The following is a 20,930-nucleotide window of genomic DNA, read 5'->3' as shown; positions in this document are numbered from 1 at the left end:
TCGATCCTCGACGGCCGAACCCCCGCACTCTTGTACGTTCCTCACATGAACGGGGCCGGGCCGCGGGCGCCGGACGAGGCCGTCACCGCCTGGCGGCCGCAGCGCGTGCCGGGCATCGCCGAGGTGCTGCACGCCCGCTTCGTCCGGCACCGGTACCCGCTGCACGCGCACTCCACGTGGACCGTCCTGATCGTCGACGACGGCGCCGTCCGCTACGACCTGGACCGCCGTCCGCACGGGACCGAGGAGGCCCCGGTGACGCTGTTGCCGCCCGGGGTCGCGCACGACGGACGCGCGGCGGGCGGCTCCGGCTTCCGCAAGCGGGTCCTCTACCTCGACCCCGCCGCGCTCGACCCGGGGGCGTCCGGGACGGGCGGTCTGGTCGGCCCCGCGGTCGACCGGCCGGGCGTGGCCGACCCCGTCCTGCGCCGCAGGCTCGACGAGCTGCACCGCGCGCTGGTGGTGCCGGGGGAGGAGTTGCACGCCGAGAGCAGGCTCGCGCTCGTCGCCGAACGCCTCGCCCTTCACCTGGACCCGGCCGCCGGGCCCGGCCCGGCACCGGCGGACGACCTGGCCGGCCGGCTGCGGGACCTGCTCGACGCCCGGCTGGTCGACGGGGTGACCCTCGCCGAGGCCGGGCGGCTGCTGCACGCCCACCCCGGCCACCTGGTCCGCACCTTCTCGCGGCGCTTCGGGCTGCCGCCGCACCGCTACCTCGACGCCCGCCGCGTCGAACGGGCGCGGTCGCTGTTGCTGGACGGGACCCCGCCGGCCGCGACGGCCGCGGCGGTGGGGTTCCACGACCAGGCGCACCTGCACCGCCGGTTCGTGCGGCTGGTCGGGGTCACGCCGGGCCGCTACGCCCGCAGCGGCCCGGCGGTGCGCTGAGGGTCACCAGCCCCGCGAGCGCCACTCCGGGATGCTCGGCCGCTCCGCCCCGAGCGTCGAGTCGTCCCCGTGGCCCGGGTAGAACCAGGTGTCGTCGTCGAGCCGGTCGAACACCCGCTCCTCGAGGTCGCCGATGAGCTGTGCGTTGTCCTCCGCCGACCAGGTCTTCCCCGGCCCGCCCGGGAACAGGCTGTCCCCGGTGAACAGGTGCGGCCGGTCCTCCCCGCGGTAGAGCAGCGCCAGCGAGCCCGGCGTGTGCCCGCGCAGGTGGATGACCTCCAGCTCGATCTCGCCGAAGGTGATCGTGTCGCCGTGCTCGACGAACTCGTCCATCGGGGCCGGCAGCTCCGGGGCGTCCTGCGGGTGGGCGATCAGCCGCGGCTCGAACATGCCCGCGATCGCGCCGAGCGCCTGCCAGTGGTCGGCGTGGCGGTGGGTGGTGACCAGGTGGCGCAGGTCCGGGCGCTCGTCGGCGGCGCCGATGAGGTCGGCGATGCGGGTCGGCTCGGCCGCCGCGTCGATCAGCAGCGCCTCGTTGCTCTGCTTGCACACGAGCAGGTACGCGTTGTTGTCCATCTCGCCGACCGAGACCTTGCTGATGCTCAGCCGCTCGAGGTCGCGGCGGATGGCCGCGCCGCCCGGGTCGGTGTGACCGGTGTAGTTCTCCAGGACGTCCACGAGCGGGAGGGTAGCGGCCCGCACCGACATCCCGCGGTGGGGAGAACCCGCCGGTCGCACCCACGGGGCCGCTGACGGATCGAACGGACGTGCGAGTACCGTGCGCTGCGGACCGACCGGCGCGTCCCGGCGTACATCCACCGCGCCGGACCGTCTGCGGGGCCCGCTCGACGGGCTCGCTGTCGGTGGGTCGACCTAGCATCGACGGCGGACGTGGGGACGAACCTCACCGGCCACAGGTGCCCGGTCGCGGAATGTCCCCCAGCCCTGCGGGCGCTACGACGGGGTATCACCCGGACGGCACCGCCACCCCAGGAGGCGCGAAACGTGAGCGACCACAGCACCGACCGCCGCGACGCCGGCACCGCCCTGTCCCCGGGCGCGTCGCCGGTCCCGGAAGGGCCGAAGCTGGTCGTGCGTGGCGCGCGCGAACACAACCTGCAGGGCATCGACATCGACCTGCCCCGCGACAGCATGATCGTCTTCACCGGGCTGTCCGGCTCCGGCAAGTCCAGCCTCGCGTTCGACACGATCTTCGCCGAGGGCCAGCGGCGCTACGTCGAGTCCCTCTCGGCGTACGCGCGCCAGTTCCTCGGGCAGATGGACAAGCCCGACGTCGACTTCATCGAGGGCCTGTCCCCGGCGGTCTCGATCGACCAGAAGTCGACCAACCGCAACCCGCGGTCGACGGTCGGCACGATCACCGAGATCCACGACTACCTGCGGCTGCTCTACGCCCGCGCCGGCATCCCGCACTGCCCGACCTGCGGCGAGCGGATCGAGAAGCAGACCCCGCAGCAGATCGTCGACCAGGTCCTGGAGATGGAGCAGGGCAGCCGCTTCCAGGTGCTCGCGCCGGTCGTGCGCACCCGCAAGGGCGAGTTCGTCGACCTGTTCGGGAACCTGCAGGCCCAGGGCTACTCCCGCGTCCTCGTCGACGGCACGGTCCACCAGCTCTCGGACCCCCCGAAGCTGAAGAAGCAGGAGAAGCACGACATCTCCGTCGTCGTCGACCGGCTCTCGGTGAAGGCGACCGCCAAGCAGCGCCTCACCGACTCGGTGGAGACCGCGCTGCGGCTGGCCGACGGCCTGGTCGTGCTGGACTTCGTGGACCTGCCCGACGACGACCCGCAGCGCGAGCGCCGCTTCTCCGAGAAGATGGCCTGCCCGAACGGGCACACCCTCGCCGTCGACGACCTCGAGCCCCGCACCTTCTCCTTCAACTCGCCCTACGGCGCCTGCCCGGCCTGCTCCGGCATCGGCATCAAGAAGGAGGTCGACCCGGAGCTGGTCGTCCCCGACCCGGACCTGTCCCTCGGCGACGGCGCGATCGCGCCCTGGTCGTCCGGGCACAACGCGGAGTACTTCGGCCGGCTGCTGTCCGGCCTGGCCACCGCGGTCGGGTTCCGGATGGACACCCCCTGGCGCAAGCTGCCCGCCGCTGCTCAGAAGGCGGTCCTGCACGGCAGTGACGACCAGGTCCACGTGCGCTACCGCAACCGCTACGGCCGCGAGCGCTCGTACTACGCGAACTTCGAGGGCGTCATGCCGTTCCTCGAGCGTCGCCTGGAGCAGACCGAGTCCGAGTCGCAGCGGGAGCGCTACGAGGGCTACATGCGCGACATCCCCTGCCCCGCCTGCAACGGCGCCCGGCTGCGCCCCGAGGTGCTGTCGGTGACCCTGCCGCACCGCGACCTGGGGGAGCGGTCGATCGCGCAGGTGTCGAACATGTCGGTCGCCGAATGCTCGCAGTTCCTGAACGGCATGGTCCTCGACGACCGGCAGGCCATGATCGCCGGCGCGGTGCTCAAGGAGGTTCAGGCCCGGCTGGGCTTCCTGCTCGACGTCGGGCTGGACTACCTGTCGCTGGACCGCGCCGCGGGAACGCTGTCCGGCGGCGAGGCGCAGCGCATCCGGCTGGCCACCCAGATCGGCTCCGGCCTGGTCGGGGTCCTCTACGTCCTCGACGAGCCGTCGATCGGGCTGCACCAGCGCGACAACCGGCGCCTGATCGACACGCTGACCCGGCTCAAGGAGCTGGGCAACACCCTGATCGTCGTCGAGCACGACGAGGACACCATCCGCGCCTCGGACTGGGCGGTCGACATCGGCCCCGGCGCCGGTGAGCACGGCGGCCGCGTCGTGCACTCCGGCACCATCGCCGACCTGGAGTCGCACGACACCTCGCTGACCGGCGCCTACCTGTCCGGGCGCAAGTCGATCCCGCTGCCCGAGCGCCGCGAGCTCGACCACGACCGCAGGCTGACCATCGTCGGCGCCCGCGAGCACAACCTGCGCGGCATCGACGTCGACGTGCCGCTCGGCGGCCTGGTGTCGATCACGGGGGTGTCCGGGTCCGGCAAGTCGACGCTGATCAACGACATCCTCGCCACGGTGCTCGCGAACCGGCTCAACGGCGCCCGCCAGGTACCGGGCCGGCACACCCGGATCAACGGCATCGACGAGCTCGACAAGCTCGTCCGGGTCGACCAGTCGCCGATCGGGCGGACCCCGCGGTCCAACCCGGCGACCTACACCGGCGTGTGGGACAAGGTCCGCAAGCTGTTCGCCGCGACCACCGAGGCGAAGGTCCGCGGCTACGCCGAGGGCCGCTTCTCCTTCAACGTCAAGGGCGGCCGCTGCGAGGCGTGCACCGGCGACGGCACGATCAAGATCGAGATGAACTTCCTGCCGGACGTCTACGTCCCCTGTGAGGTCTGCAAGGGAGCCCGGTACAACCGGGAGACCCTCGAGGTCCACTACAAGGGCAAGACCGTCGCCGACGTCCTCGACATGCCGATCGAGGAGGCCGCCGAGTTCTTCGAGCCGATCACCTCGATCGCCCGCTACCTGCGGACCCTGGTCGACGTCGGCCTCGGCTACGTCCGGCTGGGCCAGCCCGCGCCGACGTTGTCCGGCGGTGAGGCCCAGCGCGTCAAGCTTGCCAGCGAGCTGCAGAAGCGCAGCAACGGCCGCACCGTCTACATCCTCGACGAGCCGACCACCGGCCTGCACTTCGAGGACATCCGCAAGCTCCTCGCCGTCATCCAGGGGCTGGCGGACAAGGGCAACACCGTGATCGTGATCGAGCACAACCTCGACGTCATCAAGACCTCGGACTGGGTCATCGACATGGGCCCGGAGGGCGGCTCGGGCGGCGGGACCGTGGTGGCCCAGGGGACGCCGGAGCAGATCGCGGCACACCCCGACAGCCACACCGGCCGGTTCCTGCGCGACCTGGTCACCCCGGACGACACCCCGGTCAAGCCGGTCCGGCGGCGGGCCTCGTCGTCGAACGGCAACGGCACCGCGGGCGCGGGGCGGCCGACGACCGCACGGCGCAGCCGGGCCAAGGCCACCAGCGCGGGCTGAGCCCCGCCCCGGGCCGGGTCCGCGCAGGTTCCGGCCCGGACCCCGCGTTCCCGGCACACCGGCGGCCTGTTACCCTCGGGAATGCGACCACCCGGGATCGCGTTGACACGTGTGTTCCGGGCGTCAAGTGGAGCCCCGCTCCCACCCGCGCCGTGATCGTAACGGTGTCCGGGTCCATGGTCCGGCTTCGCGGCAGCATTCTGTCGCGGGCCGATCAACGGGTCTTCGCTTGTCGTCGCCGGCAGCAGGTAGTAGCGACACAGCGAGTCACACAGGAGACCCCATCAGCACAGAGCCCCGCATCAACGACCGCATCCGCGTGCCCGAGGTCCGCCTCGTGGGCCCGAACGGCGAGCAGGTCGGGATCGTGCGTATCGAGGACGCCCTCAAGCTGGCCCAGGACGCCGACCTCGACCTCGTCGAGGTCGCCGGCCAGGCCCGCCCGCCGGTCTGCAAGCTCATGGACTACGGAAAGTTCAAGTACGAGAGCGCGCAGAAGGCCCGGGAGTCCCGGCGCAACCAGCAGCTCACCGTGATCAAGGAGCAGAAGCTCCGGCCGAAGATCGACAAGCACGACTACGAGACGAAGCGCGGTCACGTCATCCGCTTCCTCGAAGGCGGCAACAAGGTCAAGGTCACGATCATGTTCCGTGGTCGCGAGCAGTCGCGTCCCGAGCTGGGCTACCGCCTGCTCCAGCGCCTGGCCGAGGACATCGGTGACATGGCCGTCGTCGAGGCCGCTCCGAAACAGGACGGCCGCAACATGACGATGGTGCTGGCACCGACCAAGAAGCCGGCGTCGCGCAAGACGACGGCCGCAGCCAGCTCCGACGCCCCGGCCGACGCCCCCGCCGAAGCCGAGGCGTGAGCCCGCTCCCGTGCCCGGCCGCAGCCGGGCACGGGAGGGACACGCAGTACCCGCACCGACCCCCGGAACCTCGGGGGCCGACATCGAACGGATACGTCATGCCGAAGAACAAGACGCACAAGGGGACCGCGAAGCGCGTCCGCATCACCGGTGGCGGCAAGCTCATGCGCCAGCAGGCCGGGCTGCGGCACCGTCTCGAGGTCAAGTCGCGCAAGGAGAAGCGCGACCTGTCGGGCACCGTCGAGCTCGCCAAGGCCGATGTGAAGCGCGTCAAGAAGCTGCTCGGTCACTGACCTTCCGCCCCTTTCACGAACCCCGGCACGCCGTACCCCCATCGCGGTAGTGCCGGAGAAGCCCCAGGAGATACCCCATGGCACGCGTGAAGCGCTCCGTGAACGCCCAGAAGAAGCGCCGCACCACGCTGGAGTCGGCCGCCGGCTACCGCGGGCAGCGCTCGCGGCTGTACCGCAAGGCCAAGGAGCAGATGCTCCACTCGATGAACTACGCCTACCGGGACCGTCGCGCGCGCAAGGGCGACTTCCGGCAGCTGTGGATCACTCGCATCAACGCCGCGGCCCGCGCCAACGACATGACCTACAACCGGTTCATCCAGGGCCTCAAGGCCGCCGGTGTCGAGGTCGACCGCAAGAACCTCGCCGAGATCGCCGTGAGCGACCCGGCCGCCTTCGCCGCGCTCGTCGCGGTCGCGAAGGAGAACCTGCCGGTCGGCACCGAGCAGGGCTCCGCGGCCTGAGGTGACCCGAGGCGACATCGAGTCGCGCGGCGCCGGCGAGCGCTCCGTGGACTCCACGCCCGGTACCGAACGCACTCCCCGCGTCGCAGCGGCACGCAAGCTGCTGCGACGCGCGGGGCGCGATCGGGCCGGGCGTTTCCTCGTCGAGGGGGCCCAGGCCGTCCGCGAGGCCCTCGCCGCCGTGACGGTGCACGAGCTGTTCGTCACCGGCGGCGCCGCCGAGCGCCACCCCGAGCTGGTCGAGGCCGCGGAGCGCTCCGGTGCCCGGGTGTCCCCGGTGACGGACAAGGCCGCCGCGGGTCTGTCCGAGACGGTCACCCCGCAGGGGATCGTCGCCGTCTGCGACCTGCTCGACGTTCCGGTGGCCACCGCACTGGCCGGGGTCCCCGGCTTCGTCACGGTCTGCGACGGCATCTCCGACCCCGGCAACGTGGGCACCGTGATCCGGGTCGCCGACGCGGCGGGCTGCGACGCGGTCCTCCTGGCCGGGGACACCGTCGACCCGCACAACGGCAAGGCCGTCCGGGCCTCCACCGGCAGCGTGTTCCACCTGCCGCTGGCCCGCGACCGGGACGCGCCCGCCGTCGTCGAGATGTGCCGGGCGGCCGGGCTGACCACGCTCGTCGCGGACGGGCACGGCGAGGTCGACCTGCACGACCCCGCCGTCACCCCGACCCTCGCCGGGCCCGTCGCCTGGATCCTCGGCAGCGAGGCGCACGGCCCGTCGGCCGCGGTGCACGCCGCCGCGGACCACCGGGTCCGCGTCCCGATCCACGGCCGGGCCGAGTCGCTGAACCTCGCCACCGCCGCGGCGGTCTGCCTGTACGCGACGGTCGGGGCCCGCGCCGGCGTCGCCCCGCAGCTGTCCCCGGCGCGCGACTGAAACCGGCTCGCGGCCGCCCTCTACGATCGTGGGCACCATGAGTGAGAACGACACGGCGAGCCCCCTCGACCCGGATGCACTGACGGCCGCGGTGGAGGCCGCCCGCACGGCGTTCGACGAGGCGGGCGACCTCGACGCGCTGGCCGCGGCGAAGCCCGCGCACCTCGGCGACCGCGCCCCGATCCCGATGGCCCGCCGGTCGCTGGGGCAGCTGCCCGGCCCCGAGCGCGCCGACGCCGGCAAGCGGGTCAACGCCGCCCGCGTGGAGGCCCAGGCCGCGTTCGACGCGCGCCGCGAGGTCCTGCTCGTCGAGCGCGACGCCCGGGTGCTGGCCGAGGAGGCCGTCGACGTCACGCTGCCCTGGGACCGTCGCCCGCGCGGCGCGCGCCACCCCATCACGCAGCTGTCCGAGCGGATCGCCGACATCTTCGTCGGGATGGGCTGGGAGGTCGCCGAGGGTCCCGAGGTCGAGGCGTCGTGGCTGAACTTCGACGCGCTCAACTTCGGCAAGGACCACCCGGCCCGCACCATGCAGGACACCTTCTACCTGGGTGACCCCGAGCGCGGGCAGGACTCGGGCACGGTGCTGCGCACGCACACCTCGCCGGTGCAGGTCCGGTCGCTGCTGGAGCGCGAGCTGCCGGTCTACGTGGCCTGCCCCGGCCGGACCTTCCGCACCGACGAGCTCGACGCCACCCACACCCCGGTGTTCCACCAGGTCGAGGGCCTCGCCGTCGACCGCGGGCTGACCATGGCCCACCTCAAGGGGACGCTCGACGCGTTCGCCCGCGCGGTGTTCGGCCCGGAGGCCGGTACCCGGATGCGGCCGTCGTACTTCCCGTTCACCGAGCCCTCGGCCGAGGTGGACCTGTGGTTCCCGCAGAAGAAGGGCGGCCCCGGCTGGGTCGAGTGGGGCGGCTGCGGCATGGTCAACCCCAACGTCCTGCGCGCCTGCGGCGTCGACACCGACGTCTACTCCGGTTTCGCGTTCGGCATGGGCATCGAGCGGACCCTGATGTTCCGCAACGGCATCCCGGACATGCGGGACATGGTCGAGGGCGACGTGCGCTTCTCGACCGCGTTCGGCGTCTGACCCGGCCCACCCCGCTTCCACACGAGGAGTTCTGAGCAGTGCGAGTGTCCGCGTCCTGGCTCGCCCGGCACATCGACCCGGCGGCGCTGCCCGCCGGTCCCGAGGCGATCGGCGACGCCTTCGTCCGCGTCGGGCTGGAGGTCGAGGAGATCCACCCGGCCCCCGCGGTCACCGGGCCGGTCACGGTCGCCCGGGTCGAGGAGATCGAGGAGCTCACCGAGTTCAAGAAGCCGATCCGGTACTGCCGGGTGGGCTTCGAGGGGCAGCGCCACCGCTACGTGGTGTGCGGCGCCCGGAACTTCGCGGTCGGCGACCTCGTCGTCGTCACCGAGCCGGGTGCGGTGCTGCCCGGTGACTTCGCGATCGCCCAGCGCACGACCTACGGCAAGGTCTCCGACGGCATGATCGCCTCGGCGAAGGAGCTCGGCCTCGGCGCCGAGAGCGGCGGCATCCTCGTGCTGCCGCCCGGCACCGCCGAGCCCGGCGACGACGCCCTCGACGTCCTTGGCCTGTCCGAGCCCGTCGTCGAGCTCGCCGTCACCCCGGACCGGGGTTACTGCTTCGCCGTCCGCGGTCTCGCCCGCGAGCTCGCGACCTCGCTCGACGCCGACTACACCGACCCGGTCACCCGGGTCGCCGTCCCGGACACCACCGGCGACGCGTGGCCGGTGCGGCTCGCCGACGCCGACGCCTGCCCCCGGTTCGTCGCCCGCCGGGTGGACGGCGTCGACCCGGCCGCTCCCAGCCCCTGGTGGATGCAGCGCGCGCTGCTCTCGGCCGGGATGCGGCCGATCTCGCTGATCGTCGACGTCACCAACTTCGTGATGCTCGACCTCGGCCAGCCGCTGCACGCCTACGACGCGACCCGCCTGACCGGTGCCATCGAGGTCCGCCGCGCGACGACGGGGGAGAAGCTGCAGACCCTCGACGGCCACACCCGTGCGCTGGACACCGACGACCTGCTCATCACCGACGACTCCGGCCCGATCGGGCTCGCCGGTGTCATGGGCGGCGCGTCCACCGAGATCCCCGCGCCGGAGGACCTCGCCGACGGAGCCCGGGTCGACGTGCTGCTGGAGGCCGCGCACTTCTCCCCGCCGGTGATCGCGCGCGCCGCGCGCCGGCACAAGCTGCCCAGCGAGGCGTCCAAGCGGTTCGAGCGGGTCGTGGACCCGGCGCTGCCGCCGGTCGCGGCCGAGCGCGCCGCGCAGCTGCTCGTCGAGCTCGGCGGCGGGACCCTCGCCGACGGCCGCACCGACGAGGGCGGGGTCCCCGCCGTCGCGAGCGTGCGGATGCCGCTGTCGATGCCCGACCGCGTCGCCGGCGTCGACTACCCGCGCGGGGCCACCGTGCGCCGCCTGACCCAGGTCGGCTGCGCCGTCGCGCTGGACACCGGTGCCGGTGGCGAGGGGGTCGTCGTCGCGACCCCGCCGACCTGGCGCCCGGACCTCACCATGGCCGCCGACCTGGTGGAGGAGGTGCTGCGCCTGGAGGGCTACGACGCCATCCCCTCGGTGCTGCCCACCGCCCCGGCCGGACGCGGCCTGTTCGCCGCACAGCAGCGCCGCCGTGCGGTGTCCCGCGCGCTGGCCGAGGCCGGCCATGTCGAGGTGCTGCCGTTCCCGTTCGTCTCCGACGCCGTCTGGGACGACCTGGGCCTGCCCGCCGACGACGAGCGCCGCCGCACCGTCGCCGTCACCAACCCGCTCGACGCCGAGCGGTCCCGGCTCACGACGACCCTGCTCCCCGGCCTGCTGGACATGCTGGTGCGCAACCGTTCCCGTGGCGCGGAGGACCTCGCGCTGTACGCGATCGCGCAGGTCGTGCAGCCGAGGGAGACCACCCCCGCGATGCCCGACCCGGCCGTCACCGGCCGCCCGTCCGACGCCGAGTACGCCGCCCTGCGCGCCGCGCTGCCCGACCAGCCCGTGCACGTCGGGGTCGTCCTGGCCGGGAACCGCGAGCCGCGCGGCTGGTGGGGCAAGGGTCGTCCCGCGGCCTGGGAGGACGCGGTCGAGGCGGCCCGGCTGACCGGTGCCGCCGCCGGTGTGGAGCTGCGGGCGCGCCGAGCCGAGCGGGCGCCGTGGCACCCGGGCCGGTGCGCGGAGCTCGTCGTCGCGGGCACCGACACCGTCGTCGGGTACGCCGGGGAGCTGCACCCCAAGGTCGTCGAGGCGCTGGGGCTGCCGGCCCGCACCGCCGCGGCCGAGATCGACCTCGACGCGGTCCCGTTGCGGGAGAACCTGCCCGTGCCGCGGGTGTCGGCGTTCCCGCCGGTCGCGGTGGACGTCGCGCTGGTCGCCGACGAGGCGGTCCCGGCCGCGGACCTCGCCGACGCGCTCACCGCGGGCGCGGGGGAGCTGCTGGAGTCGGTGCGGCTGTTCGACGTCTACACCGGCGACCAGGTCGGACAGGGTCGCCGCTCGCTGGCGTTCTCGCTGCGGCTGCGCGCCGCGGACCGCACGCTGACCAGCGAGGAGGCGAACGCCGCGCGGGACGCGGCGGTCGCCGAGGCCACGGCCCGGCACGGAGCCGCGCTGCGCTGACCCCCGGCCAGTGGCGGGCCCGCGCCGGGCCCGGCCTGCTCAGCGCGGGGCCGCCGCGACGGCGGCCACCGCGGCGGCCCGCCACTGGTCGCGGGACGGCGTCCGTCCCGCGACCGCCACCGTCACGAGGTACCGGGCGGTGGCCAGCTGCAGGGTCGGCCCGGCGACGGTGTCGAGCACCGCCGCGGAGGTCCCCGCCGGGAGGCCGGTCACCGTGCTGCCGTGCCGTGCGCCGGCGACGTAGCCGGCGGGCGTGCCCCGGTTCGTCGTGTACACGTTCACCGACACCGTCACGCCGTCGGCGAGCGCGAAACAGGCCCGGGTGCGGGTGCCGTCGGTGCGGGTGACCACGGCGTTCGTCGCGGGCGCGACCGGCGGGCCGCCCAGCAGCCCGGTCAGCGCGGCGTGGTCGAGCAGGCACTCGTCGGCCACGACGTCCGAGGTCAGCGGGGCCGGGGCGGCCGGTGCGGTGGGCCGGGCCGTGGCGCGCGCCGTTCCCGGGGCGGGCCGGGCCCGCCCGTCCGGGACGCGGGACGCACCGTCCCCGACCGGCACCGGCGGCACCGTGCGCGCCGCACCGGCCCCGCCGTCGGGGGGACCGGACGGGACCGGCGTTCCGGAAGAGGGCGGCACCGGGACGGGCGGGACCGTCGTGGTCGGGCGGCCGTCGGTGGTCGGGGCGTCGAGCGGCCCGCTCGACAGCGGCCCGGGCACCGTGAACGACGTCGGCGGCCGTCGCGTGGGCTCCACCGGTGCCGCCCCGGACGACGGCAGCGCGGGCCCCTGGCCGGTCGGCCACGGCGTCCCCGACACGGTCGACGCGCACCCGCCGAGCAGCCCCGCGAGCACCGCCGCGACCGCCGCCGTGACGGCCACCGACCGTCCCCGTGCGGGCGCGCCCGCGCCCGGCCCCACCCCGCGTGTCACCCGTCGCCGCACCCGCGGGAAACTAGGCGTCGCACGCAGCCGCCGGGCCCGGTTCCGCACCGCCCGGTCGCGATCGTGAATCCCGATTGCATGGCTTTCCGGCGACGTGCATACTCATCCACGTGGTACGCATCGCAGTGGCGGGAGCCAGTGGCTACGCCGGGGGAGAGCTCCTCCGGCTGCTGCTCGCACATCCCGAGGTGGAGATCGGCGCCCTCACGGCCGGCGGGAACGCGGGGACGCGTCTGGGCGAGCACCAGCCGCACCTGACCCCGCTCGCGGACCGCGTCCTGGGCGAGAGCACGGCGGAGAACCTCGCCGGACACGACGCGGTGTTCCTCGCACTGCCGCACGGCAAGTCCGCCGAGCTGGCGGCGCAGCTGGGGCCGGACACGCTCGTCGTGGACTGCGGGGCGGACCACCGCCTCACCGACCCGGCCGCCTGGGACCGCTGGTACGGCGGCGAGCACGCCGGGCACTGGCCCTACGGGCTGCCCGAGCTGCCCGGCGCCCGGGCCGCGCTGACCGGCACCCGTCGCGTCGCGGTGCCGGGCTGCTATCCGACCGGCACCAGCCTCGCGCTGGTCCCGGCCCTGGTCGCCGGCCTTGTCGCCCCCGAGGTCGTGATCACCGCGGTCACCGGCACCTCCGGCGCGGGCAAGTCGCTCAAGCCGCACCTGCTGGGCGCGGAGGTCATGGGGTCGCTGTCGGCGTACGGCGTCGGCGGCGTGCACCGGCACACCCCGGAGATCGCGCAGAACCTGTCCACCGCGCTCGGCTCGCCCGTGTCGGTGAGCTTCACCCCGGTGCTCGCGCCGCTGCCGCGCGGCATCCTCGCCTCCTGCTCGGCCCCGCTGATCGACCCGGCGACCGACGCCGAGGCGGTCCGGGCGGTCTACGAGAAGGCCTACGCCGACGAGCCGTTCGTGCGGCTGCTGCCCGAGGGCCAGTGGCCCACCACGGCGCAGACCCTCGGCTCCAACATGGTCGCGCTGCAGGTCACCGTCGACGTCGACGCCGCCCGGCTGGTCGTCGTCTCCGCGATCGACAACCTCACCAAGGGCACCGCGGGCGGCGCCGTCCAGTGCATGAACCTGGCCATCGGTCTGCCCGAGACCACCGGCCTGCCGACGACGGGAGTGGCGCCGTGAGCGTGACCGCAGCCCAGGGCTTCCGGGCCGCCGGGATCGCCGCCGGGATCAAGAAGTCCGGCAAGGCCGACCTGGCGCTCGTCGTCAACGACGGCCCGCGCACCGAGGCCGCCGGGGTCTTCACCCGCAACAAGGTCAAGGCCGCCCCCGTCCTGTGGTCCCAGCAGGTGCTGACCACCGGCTCGCTGCGCGCGGTCGTCCTCAACTCCGGCGGGGCGAACGCCTGCACCGGCGCCGAGGGCTTCCAGGTCGCGCACGCCACCGCGGAGCAGGTCGCCGAGGTGGTCGGCTGCGGCGCGATCGACGTCGCCGTGTGCTCCACCGGCCTGATCGGTGAGCAGCTCCCGCGGGAGACCGTGCTCGCCGGGGTCCGGTCGGCCGCCGCGGAGCTGGCGTCCGGGCCCGAGGCCGGGTCCGCCGTCGCCGCCGCGATCATGACGACCGACACCGTCCCGAAGGAGTCCGCGGTCACCGACCCGGCGGGCTGGACCGTCGGGGGCACCACCAAGGGCGCCGGGATGATCGCCCCGTCGATGGCGACCATGCTCAGCGTGCTCACCACCGACGCCGTCCTCGACCGGGCGACGCTCGACGCCGCGCTGCGCGAGGCGGTCCGCTACAGCTTCGACCGGCTCGACGTCGACGGCTCGATGTCCACCAACGACACCGTGCTGGTGCTGGCCTCCGGCGCGTCCGGCGTCGAGGCCGACCCGGCGGTGTTCACCGCCGCGCTCACCCGCGTGTGCCGCGACCTCGCCGAGCAGATGCAGGCCGACGCCGAGGGCGTCACCAAGCGGATCACCGTGCGGGTCACCGGTGCCGCCTCCGAGGACGACGCGGTCACCGTCGCCCGCACGATCGCCCGCGACTCCCTGGTCAAGACCGCGATGTTCGGGTCCGACCCCAACTGGGGCCGGGTCGCCGCCTCCGCCGGGTACGCCGACGCCGAGATCGACCCCGAGCGCCTCGACGTCACGATCAACGGCGTGCTGCTGTGCAAGGGCGCCGTCGTCGCCGGGGACCGGGCCGACTGCGACCTGTCCGGGAAGGACGTGCTGATCGAGGTCGAGCTGGGCCTGTCCGGCGGGGCCGAGGGGCACACCGCCGAGATCCGGACCACCGACCTGTCGCACGCCTACGTGGAGGAGAACAGTGCCTACTCCTCCTGAGCCGGTCGCCCCGGACGCGCTGCCGCAGCCGCAGATCGCGCCGTCCCCGGAGACCCCGGCCCGGCTGAAGCGGGCGGGGGAGAAGGCCGGCGTGCTCGCCGAGGCGCTGCCCTGGCTGCAGCGCTTCCACGGCCGGATCGTCGTCGTCAAGTACGGCGGCAACGCCATGATCGACGAGGAGCTGAAGCAGGCCTTCGCCCGGGACATGGTGTTCCTGCGGCTCGCGGGCATTCACCCGGTCGTCGTGCACGGCGGCGGGCCGCAGATCTCGGCGATGCTGAAGCGGCTCGGCATGCCCGGCGAGTTCCGCGGAGGCCTGCGCGTCACCACCCCGGAGACGATGGAGATCGTCCGGATGGTGCTGTTCGGCCAGGTCGGGCGCGAGCTCGTCGGGCTGATCAACGCCCACGGGCCGCTCGCCGTCGGTCTGTCCGGGGAGGACGCGGGCCTGTTCACGGCCGAGAAGCGCACCGCGCTGGTCGGCGGCGAGCCCGTCGACATCGGCCTGGTCGGTGACGTCACGAAGGTCAACCCGGACGCGGTGCTGGACATCATCGCCGCGGGCCGCATCCCGGTCGTCGCCGGGATCGCGCCGGACGCCGACGGCCAGGTCCACAACATCAACGCCGACAGCGCCGCCGCGGCGCTCGCCGGCGCGCTGGACGCCGCGAAGCTCGTGGTGCTCACCGACGTCGAGGGGCTCTACGCGAACTACCCCGACCCGGAGTCGATCATCACCTCGCTGACCGCGGACCAGCTCGAGCCGATGTTGCCCCGCCTGGAGAGCGGCATGGCCCCGAAGATGGAGGCCTGTCTGCGCGCCGTGCGGTCGGGCGTCGGACAGGCCCACGTGATCGACGGGCGGGTGCCGCACTCGGTCCTGCTCGAGGTGTTCACGCACGAGGGCGTCGGCACCATGGTGCTGCCGGACGCCACAGCTGGGGGAACGACATGACCACGCACGCGCAGCGGTGGCAGGCCGCACTGATGAACAACTACGGCACCCCGCCGCTGACCCTGGTCCGCGGCGAGGGCGCCCAGGTGTGGGACGCGCAGGGGCGCCGCTTTCTCGACCTCTACTCCGGGATCGCGGTCAACGCGCTCGGCCACGCGCACCCGGCCGTCGTCGAGGCGGTGTCCGAGCAGGTCCGCACCCTGGGCCACACCTCGAACTTCTTCATCACCGAGCCCGCGCTGCAGCTCGCCGAGCGGCTGCAGGCCCTGCTCGGCCGCGAGGACGCCCGCACCCTGCTCTGCAACTCCGGCACCGAGGCCAACGAGGCCGCCTTCAAGATCGCCCGCCGGACCGGGCGGCCGGAGATCATCGCCTGCGAGGGCGCGTTCCACGGCCGAACGATGGGCGCGCTCGCGCTGACCGGGCAGCCCGCCAAGCGGGCCCCGTTCGAGCCGATGCCCGCCGGGGTCACCCACATCCCGTTCGGTGACGTCGCCGCACTCGACGCCGCCGTCACCGAGCGGACCGCCGCGGTGTTCCTGGAGCCGATCCTCGGCGAGGCCGGCGTGATCGTGCCGCCCGAGGGGTACCTGGCCGAGGCCCGGCGGATCACCGCCGAGCGCGGCGCACTGCTCGTCCTCGACGAGGTGCAGACCGGGATCGGCCGCACCGGGTACTGGTTCGCCCACCAGGCGCACGGCATCGTCCCCGACGTCGTCACCCTGGCCAAGGGCCTCGGCGGCGGACTCCCGATCGGGGCCTGCATCGGGTTCGGCGACGCCGCAGCCCTGCTCGAGCCCGGCCAGCACGGCACCACCTTCGGCGGCAACCCGGTGTCGTGCGCCGCGGCGCTCGCCGTCCTCGACACGGTCGCGGCCGAGGGGCTGCTCGGCCACGTCGACCGGCTCGGCAAGGAGATCCGCAGCCGGATCGAGGGTCTCGGCCACCCCCTGGTCGGCGACGTCTCCGGCGCCGGCCTGCACATCGGCATCGGCCTGACCGCGCCCGTCGCCGCGCAGGCCGCCGCGGCCGCCCGCGACGCCGGGATCCTGGTCAACAACGCCACCCCGGACCGGCTCCGGCTGGTCCCGGCCCTGACCCTGACCGACGGCGAGGCGGAGGAGTTCCTGACGGCCTTCCCGGCGGTCCTCGACGCCGCCGCGGCCCAGCACGAGGGGCAGGGGAACTGATGGTCCGCCACCTGCTCCGCGACGACGACCTGACCCCGGCCGAGCAGGCCGAGGTCCTCGACCTCGCCGACCGGCTCAAGGCCGACCCGTTCGCCGAGCGCCCGCTGGCCGGGCCGCGCGCGGTGGGGGTCGTGTTCGACAAGTCCTCCACCCGCACCCGGGTGTCCTTCGAGGCCGGGATCACCCAGCTCGGCGGCACCGCGATCATCCTCGACGGCACCACCAGCCAGCTCGGGCGCGGCGAGACCATCTCCGACACCTCCCGGGTGCTGTCGCGCTACGTCGACGCGGTCGTGTGGCGCACCAGCGGCCAGGAGCGGATCGAGGAGATGGCCGCCGCGGCGACCGTTCCGGTGGTCAACGCGCTGACCGACATGTTCCACCCGTGCCAGATCCTGGCGGACCTGCAGACCGTGCGGGAGCGGTTCGGCCGCCTCGCCGGGCTCACCCTGACCTACCTCGGCGACGGCGCGAACAACATCGCCCACTCGCTGCTGCTCGGCGGGGCCACCGCCGGGCTGCACGTACGGATCGCCGCGCCCGCCGGGTTCACCCCCGACGACGAGGTGCTGCGCGACGCGAAGGTCCGCGCCGAGCAGACCGGGGGCTCGGTCGCGCTCGTCGCGGACCCGCTCGCCGCCGTCGAGGGCGCCCAGGTCGTCGTCACCGACACCTGGACCTCGATGGGCCAGGAGGAGGACGGGCTGGACCGGGTCGCGCCGTTCCGGTCGTACCAGGTCAACGCCGCCCTGCTGGAGCGAGCCGCACCCGACGCGATCGTGCTGCACTGCCTGCCGGCCCACCGGGGCGACGAGATCACCGACGAGGTCCTCGACGGCGCCGCCAGCGCCGTCTGGGACGAGGCCGAGAACCGGTTGCACGCGCAGAAGGCGCTGCTCACCTGGCTCCTGCGGCATGGGTGAGGGGGACCGCGACCGCAGGAACCCGGTGAGCCGGGCCAGCCGGCAGGCGGCCGTCATCGACGTGGTCTGGAACTACGAGCTGAGCAGCCAGGTGGAGATCATCGGGTTGCTCCACGAGCGGCACGGCATCGAGACGACCCAGGCCACGCTCTCGCGTGACCTGGACGAGCTGGGCGCGGTGAAGCTCCGCGGCGCGGACGGCGGGCAGCCCGTCTACCGCATCCCCGAGGACGGCAGCCCCGTGCGCGGGGTCGAGGGCGGCACCGGGCGGCTCGCCCGGTTGCTGGGGGAGCTGCTCGTGTCGGCCGACGCGAGTGGGAACCTGGCGGTCCTGCGGACCCCGCCGGGCGCGGCGCACTACCTCGCGAGCGCACTCGACCGGGCCGCACTGCACGACGTCGTCGGCACCATCGCCGGCGACGACACGGTCATCGTCGTCGCCCGCGAGCCCCTCACCGGGGCGGAGCTGGCCGAACGGCTGCAGGACCTGCCCCGGAGGGCCCACGCGGCCGCCGGGACGCACGACGAACGAGAAGGAGACCCGACATGACCGACGCGGACCCCCGAGAGGGCGCGGCCGCCGGTGGCGGAGCGCTGTGGGGTGGCCGGTTCGCGTCCGGTCCGGCCGACGCGCTCGCGGCGCTGTCGAAGTCCACCCACTTCGACTGGGCACTGGCCCCCTACGACATCCGCGGCTCGAAGGCGCACGCCCGGGTCCTGCACCGCGCCGGTCTGCTGACCGACGAGGAGCTGTCGGGGATGCACAAGGCACTCGACGAGCTCGCCGCCGACGTCGCCTCCGGGGCGTTCGGCCCCGACCCGGGCGACGAGGACGTGCACACCGCACTGGAGCGCGGCCTCATCGAGCGGGCCGGCGCCGACCTGGGCGGCAAGCTGCGGGCCGGTCGCTCGCGCAACGACCAGGTCGCCACCCAGTTCCGGATGTGGCTGCGCGACGCCACGCGACGGGTCGGCTCCGGCGTGCTCGACGTCGTCGACGCCCTCGTCGCCCAGGCGCAGGCCCACCCCGGCGCGCCGATGCCCGGCCGCACCCACCTGCAGCACGCCCAGCCGGTGCTGCTCGGCCACCAGCTGGCCGCGCACGCCCAGGCCCTGCTGCGCGACGTCGACCGGCTCGCCGACTGGGACCGGCGCAGCGCCTGGTCGCCCTACGGCTCCGGCGCGCTCGCCGGGTCCTCGCTCGGGCTCGACCCGGAGGCCGTCGCCGCCGAGCTCGGCTTCACCGGGTCCTCGGCCAACTCGATCGACGGGACCGCCTCGCGGGACTTCGCCGCCGAGGCCGCGTTCGTCCTCGCGATGATCGGGGTCGACCTGTCGCGGCTGTCGGAGGAGATCATCCTCTGGGCGACGGCCGAGTTCGGCTACGTCACCCTCGACGACGCGTTCTCCACGGGCAGCTCGATCATGCCGCAGAAGAAGAACCCCGACGTCGCCGAGCTGGCCCGCGGCAAGTCCGGCCGGCTCGTCGGCAACCTCGCCGGGCTCATGACCACCCTCAAGGGGCTCCCGCTGGCCTACAACCGGGACCTGCAGGAGGACAAGGAGCCGCTGTTCGACTCGGTCGCGCAGCTGGAGCTCCTGCTCCCCGCGGTCGCCGGGATGGTGGCCACCCTGACCTTCCACACCGGGCGGCTCGCCGAGCTGGCCCCGGCCGGGTTCACCCTCGCCACCGACGTCGCCGAGTGGCTCGTCCGGCAGGGCGTCCCGTTCCGGGTGGCGCACGAGGCCGCGGGCGGCTGCGTCCGTGCCGCCGAGGCCCGCGGCGTCGGGCTGGAGGACCTGACCGACGCCGAGCTGGCCGCCGTGCACCCGGCACTCGACCCGAGTGTCCGCGACGTACTGACCGTGGAAGGCTCCATCGCGTCGCGGAACGCGCGCGGTGGGACGGCCGGCGACCGGGTCGCCGAGCAGCTCACCGACCTGCGTACCGCGGTCGCAGCAGCGCGAGAGTTCACCGGAGGAACCGCATGACCGACCCTGCCGCAGCCTACGAGGAGCTCAAGGCCGCCGGCCTGAAGCTCGACCTGACGCGGGGCAAGCCGTCCGCGCAGCAGCTGGACCTGTCCCACGAGCTGCTCGGCCTGCCGGGCGCGGGACAGTTCCGCGCGGCCGACGGCACCGACACCCGCAACTACGGCGGCGGCCAGGGGCTGCCCGAGCTGCGGGAGATCTTCGCGCCGTCGCTGCAGGTCCCGGTCGGGCAGCTGGTGGCGTCGAACAACTCCAGCCTGGAGCTGATGCACGACACGCTCGTGCACGCGCTGCTGACCGCGCTGCCCGGCGCCCCGACCCGCTGGGTCGACGCCGGCCGGGTCGCGTTCATCGCCCCGGTCCCCGGCTACGACCGCCACTACGGCGTGTGCGAGCGGCTCGGGATCGACCTCGTCACCGTCCCGATGACCGCGGACGGCCCCGACATGGACGAGGTCGAGCGGCTCGTCGCCGACGACCCGTCGATCAAGGGCATCTGGTGCGTGCCGAAGTACTCGAACCCCGACGGGGCCGTCTACTCCGACGAGGTCGTGCGCCGGCTGGCGACCATGCCGACCGCCGCCCCGGACTTCCGGATCATGTGGGACAACGCCTACGCGGTGCACCACCTGACCACCGAGGAGGTCGAGATCGCCGACATCCTCACCCTGGCCGCCGAGGCGGGCAACGCGGACCGCCCGTTCGTCTTCGGGTCCACCTCGAAGATCACCCTCGCCGGTGCGGGCGTCGCGTTCTTCGGTGCCTCGCAGGCGAACGTCGACTGGTGGCTGAAGCTGGCGTCGAAGAAGACGATCGGCCCGGACAAGGTCAACCACCTGCGGCACGCCCTGTTCCTCAAGGACGCCGCCGGGCTGCGGGCGCACATGGCCGCGCACCGCGAGCTGATCGCGCCGAAGTTCGCCGCGGTCGACCGGCTGCTGACCGAGGCGTTCTCCGACGTGGAGGGCGTGTCCTGGACCAAGCCCCGGGGTGGCTACTTCGTGAGCCTGACCGTCCCGGACGGCCTCGCCTCGGAGGTCGTGCGGCTGGCGAAGGAGGCGGGGGTCGTCCTGACCCCGGCCGGTGCGACGCACCCCTACGGCAAGGACCCGCAGGACGCGACCATCCGTCTCGCCCCGACCCTGCCCCCGCTCGACGAGGTCGAGAAGGCCATGGCCGGTGTCGTGACCTGCGTGCAGCTGGCGCTCGCGCGCCGCTGACGGTGGACGACCACACGGCGGGGCCCGGCCGGGACGACCGGCCGGGCCCCGCCGGTCTGCTGGACCGGTCCGCCCTGGCCGTCGACGTCCTGCCCGCCGCACGACGCCTGCTCGGCTGCGTCCTCGAGGCCGACACCCCCGACGGCACGGTCGCGGTGCGCCTGGTCGAGGTGGAGGCCTACCGGGGCCGTGACGACCCCGCGTCGCACTGCTACCGCGGCCGGACCCCGCGCAACGCGGTGATGTTCGGCCCGCCCGGGCACCTGTACGTCTACTTCGTCTACGGCATGCACTTCTGCGCGAACGTCTCGTGCCTGTCCG

Annotated in this window: 19 protein-coding genes (1 of these 19 only partly in view); 17 read left to right on the top strand and 2 right to left on the bottom strand. The window is 74.0% G+C overall.

Annotated features, from left to right (window positions below; all coding sequences use genetic code 11):
• Nucleotides 1–45 precede the first annotated feature (45 nt).
• Entirely contained in the window at nucleotides 46–888 is an 843-nt protein-coding gene (locus DMP17_RS14425) for an AraC family transcriptional regulator (protein WP_337829804.1), read from the top strand.
• A gap of 3 nt (nucleotides 889–891) precedes the next feature.
• Here DMP17_RS14425 and DMP17_RS14420 read toward each other — a convergent pair whose 3' ends face one another.
• Nucleotides 892–1,566 carry an MBL fold metallo-hydrolase gene (locus tag DMP17_RS14420; RefSeq protein WP_062404714.1) on the bottom strand — a complete coding sequence of 225 codons (675 nt, stop codon included), beginning with the start codon at nucleotides 1,564–1,566 and terminating at the stop codon, nucleotides 892–894.
• A gap of 369 nt (nucleotides 1,567–1,935) precedes the next feature.
• Here DMP17_RS14420 and uvrA point away from each other — a divergent pair, with 369 nt between their 5' ends.
• The 7 genes from uvrA to pheT all read left to right on the top strand — a co-directional run bounded on the left by uvrA (nucleotide 1,936) and on the right by pheT (nucleotide 11,082).
• Entirely contained in the window at nucleotides 1,936–4,938 is a 3,003-nt protein-coding gene (uvrA, locus tag DMP17_RS14415) for an excinuclease ABC subunit UvrA (RefSeq protein ID WP_337832686.1), read from the top strand.
• A 229-nt stretch (nucleotides 4,939–5,167) separates the two neighbouring features.
• On the top strand, nucleotides 5,168–5,806 hold the full coding sequence (gene infC, locus DMP17_RS14410) for a translation initiation factor IF-3 (RefSeq protein ID WP_062402817.1): 639 nt from the start codon (nucleotides 5,168–5,170) through the stop codon (nucleotides 5,804–5,806).
• Nucleotides 5,807–5,904: 98 nt separating this feature from the next.
• Complete coding sequence (gene rpmI / locus DMP17_RS14405; protein WP_020623393.1) at nucleotides 5,905–6,099, top strand: 50S ribosomal protein L35; 195 nt, start codon at nucleotides 5,905–5,907, stop codon at nucleotides 6,097–6,099.
• Nucleotides 6,100–6,176: 77 nt separating this feature from the next.
• A complete protein-coding gene (gene rplT, locus DMP17_RS14400; RefSeq protein WP_020623392.1) occupies nucleotides 6,177–6,560 on the top strand; it encodes a 50S ribosomal protein L20 in 384 nt (127 codons plus the stop codon).
• 46 nt (nucleotides 6,561–6,606) lie between these two features.
• The gene (locus tag DMP17_RS14395) at nucleotides 6,607–7,443 is read left to right on the top strand and encodes a TrmH family RNA methyltransferase (RefSeq protein ID WP_337829803.1); all 837 of its coding nucleotides are present in this window, start codon (nucleotides 6,607–6,609) and stop codon (nucleotides 7,441–7,443) included.
• 37 nt (nucleotides 7,444–7,480) lie between these two features.
• Entirely contained in the window at nucleotides 7,481–8,536 is a 1,056-nt protein-coding gene (gene pheS, locus DMP17_RS14390) for a phenylalanine--tRNA ligase subunit alpha (RefSeq protein WP_337829802.1), read from the top strand.
• 38 nt (nucleotides 8,537–8,574) lie between these two features.
• Nucleotides 8,575–11,082: a phenylalanine--tRNA ligase subunit beta gene (gene pheT, locus DMP17_RS14385; RefSeq protein WP_226356503.1), complete on the top strand. Its 2,508-nt coding sequence runs from the start codon at nucleotides 8,575–8,577 to the stop codon at nucleotides 11,080–11,082.
• A 39-nt stretch (nucleotides 11,083–11,121) separates the two neighbouring features.
• Here the strand turns inward: pheT and DMP17_RS14380 are convergent, their stop codons facing one another.
• Nucleotides 11,122–11,958: a hypothetical protein gene (locus tag DMP17_RS14380; protein ID WP_337829801.1), complete on the bottom strand. Its 837-nt coding sequence runs from the start codon at nucleotides 11,956–11,958 to the stop codon at nucleotides 11,122–11,124.
• A 167-nt stretch (nucleotides 11,959–12,125) separates the two neighbouring features.
• Between DMP17_RS14380 and argC the strand changes: the two genes are divergently transcribed.
• The 9 genes in view from argC to DMP17_RS14335 are tightly spaced (at most 34 nt apart) and all read left to right on the top strand, a layout consistent with a single transcriptional unit that may run on beyond the window.
• Nucleotides 12,126–13,160, top strand: coding sequence for an N-acetyl-gamma-glutamyl-phosphate reductase (gene argC / locus DMP17_RS14375; protein ID WP_226356723.1), 1,035 nt, complete (start codon nucleotides 12,126–12,128; stop codon nucleotides 13,158–13,160).
• Nucleotides 13,157–14,329, top strand: a complete 1,173-nt coding sequence (argJ, locus tag DMP17_RS14370) for a bifunctional glutamate N-acetyltransferase/amino-acid acetyltransferase ArgJ (RefSeq protein WP_337829800.1) — start codon at nucleotides 13,157–13,159, stop codon at nucleotides 14,327–14,329. The genes argC and argJ overlap by 4 nt, the downstream gene beginning before the upstream one ends.
• 34 nt (nucleotides 14,330–14,363) lie before the next feature.
• The gene (gene argB / locus DMP17_RS14365; RefSeq protein WP_224387912.1) at nucleotides 14,364–15,284 is read left to right on the top strand and encodes an acetylglutamate kinase; all 921 of its coding nucleotides are present in this window, start codon (nucleotides 14,364–14,366) and stop codon (nucleotides 15,282–15,284) included.
• A complete protein-coding gene (locus DMP17_RS14360) occupies nucleotides 15,281–16,474 on the top strand; it encodes an acetylornithine transaminase (protein ID WP_226356506.1) in 1,194 nt (397 codons plus the stop codon). Before argB ends, DMP17_RS14360 begins: the two co-directional genes overlap by 4 nt.
• Nucleotides 16,474–17,397, top strand: coding sequence for an ornithine carbamoyltransferase (gene argF / locus DMP17_RS14355; RefSeq protein ID WP_337829799.1), 924 nt, complete (start codon nucleotides 16,474–16,476; stop codon nucleotides 17,395–17,397). The genes DMP17_RS14360 and argF overlap by 1 nt, the downstream gene beginning before the upstream one ends.
• Nucleotides 17,390–17,947, top strand: coding sequence for an arginine repressor (locus tag DMP17_RS14350; RefSeq protein ID WP_226356508.1), 558 nt, complete (start codon nucleotides 17,390–17,392; stop codon nucleotides 17,945–17,947). The genes argF and DMP17_RS14350 overlap by 8 nt, the downstream gene beginning before the upstream one ends.
• Nucleotides 17,944–19,389, top strand: coding sequence for an argininosuccinate lyase (gene argH, locus DMP17_RS14345; protein ID WP_337829798.1), 1,446 nt, complete (start codon nucleotides 17,944–17,946; stop codon nucleotides 19,387–19,389). The genes DMP17_RS14350 and argH overlap by 4 nt, the downstream gene beginning before the upstream one ends.
• Complete coding sequence (locus DMP17_RS14340) at nucleotides 19,386–20,609, top strand: aminotransferase class I/II-fold pyridoxal phosphate-dependent enzyme (protein WP_337829797.1); 1,224 nt, start codon at nucleotides 19,386–19,388, stop codon at nucleotides 20,607–20,609. Before argH ends, DMP17_RS14340 begins: the two co-directional genes overlap by 4 nt.
• Before the next feature lie 2 nt (nucleotides 20,610–20,611).
• Nucleotides 20,612–20,930, top strand: the 5' portion of a protein-coding gene (locus tag DMP17_RS14335; RefSeq protein ID WP_374203849.1) for a DNA-3-methyladenine glycosylase. The gene runs 347 nt beyond the window's last position; 319 of the gene's 666 nt are visible here — the first part of the coding sequence; the start codon lies at nucleotides 20,612–20,614; its stop codon lies beyond the right edge, outside the window.

This window comes from Pseudonocardia sp. TMWB2A (assembly GCF_017312135.1).
This window is presented reverse-complemented; position numbering and strand designations above follow the sequence as displayed.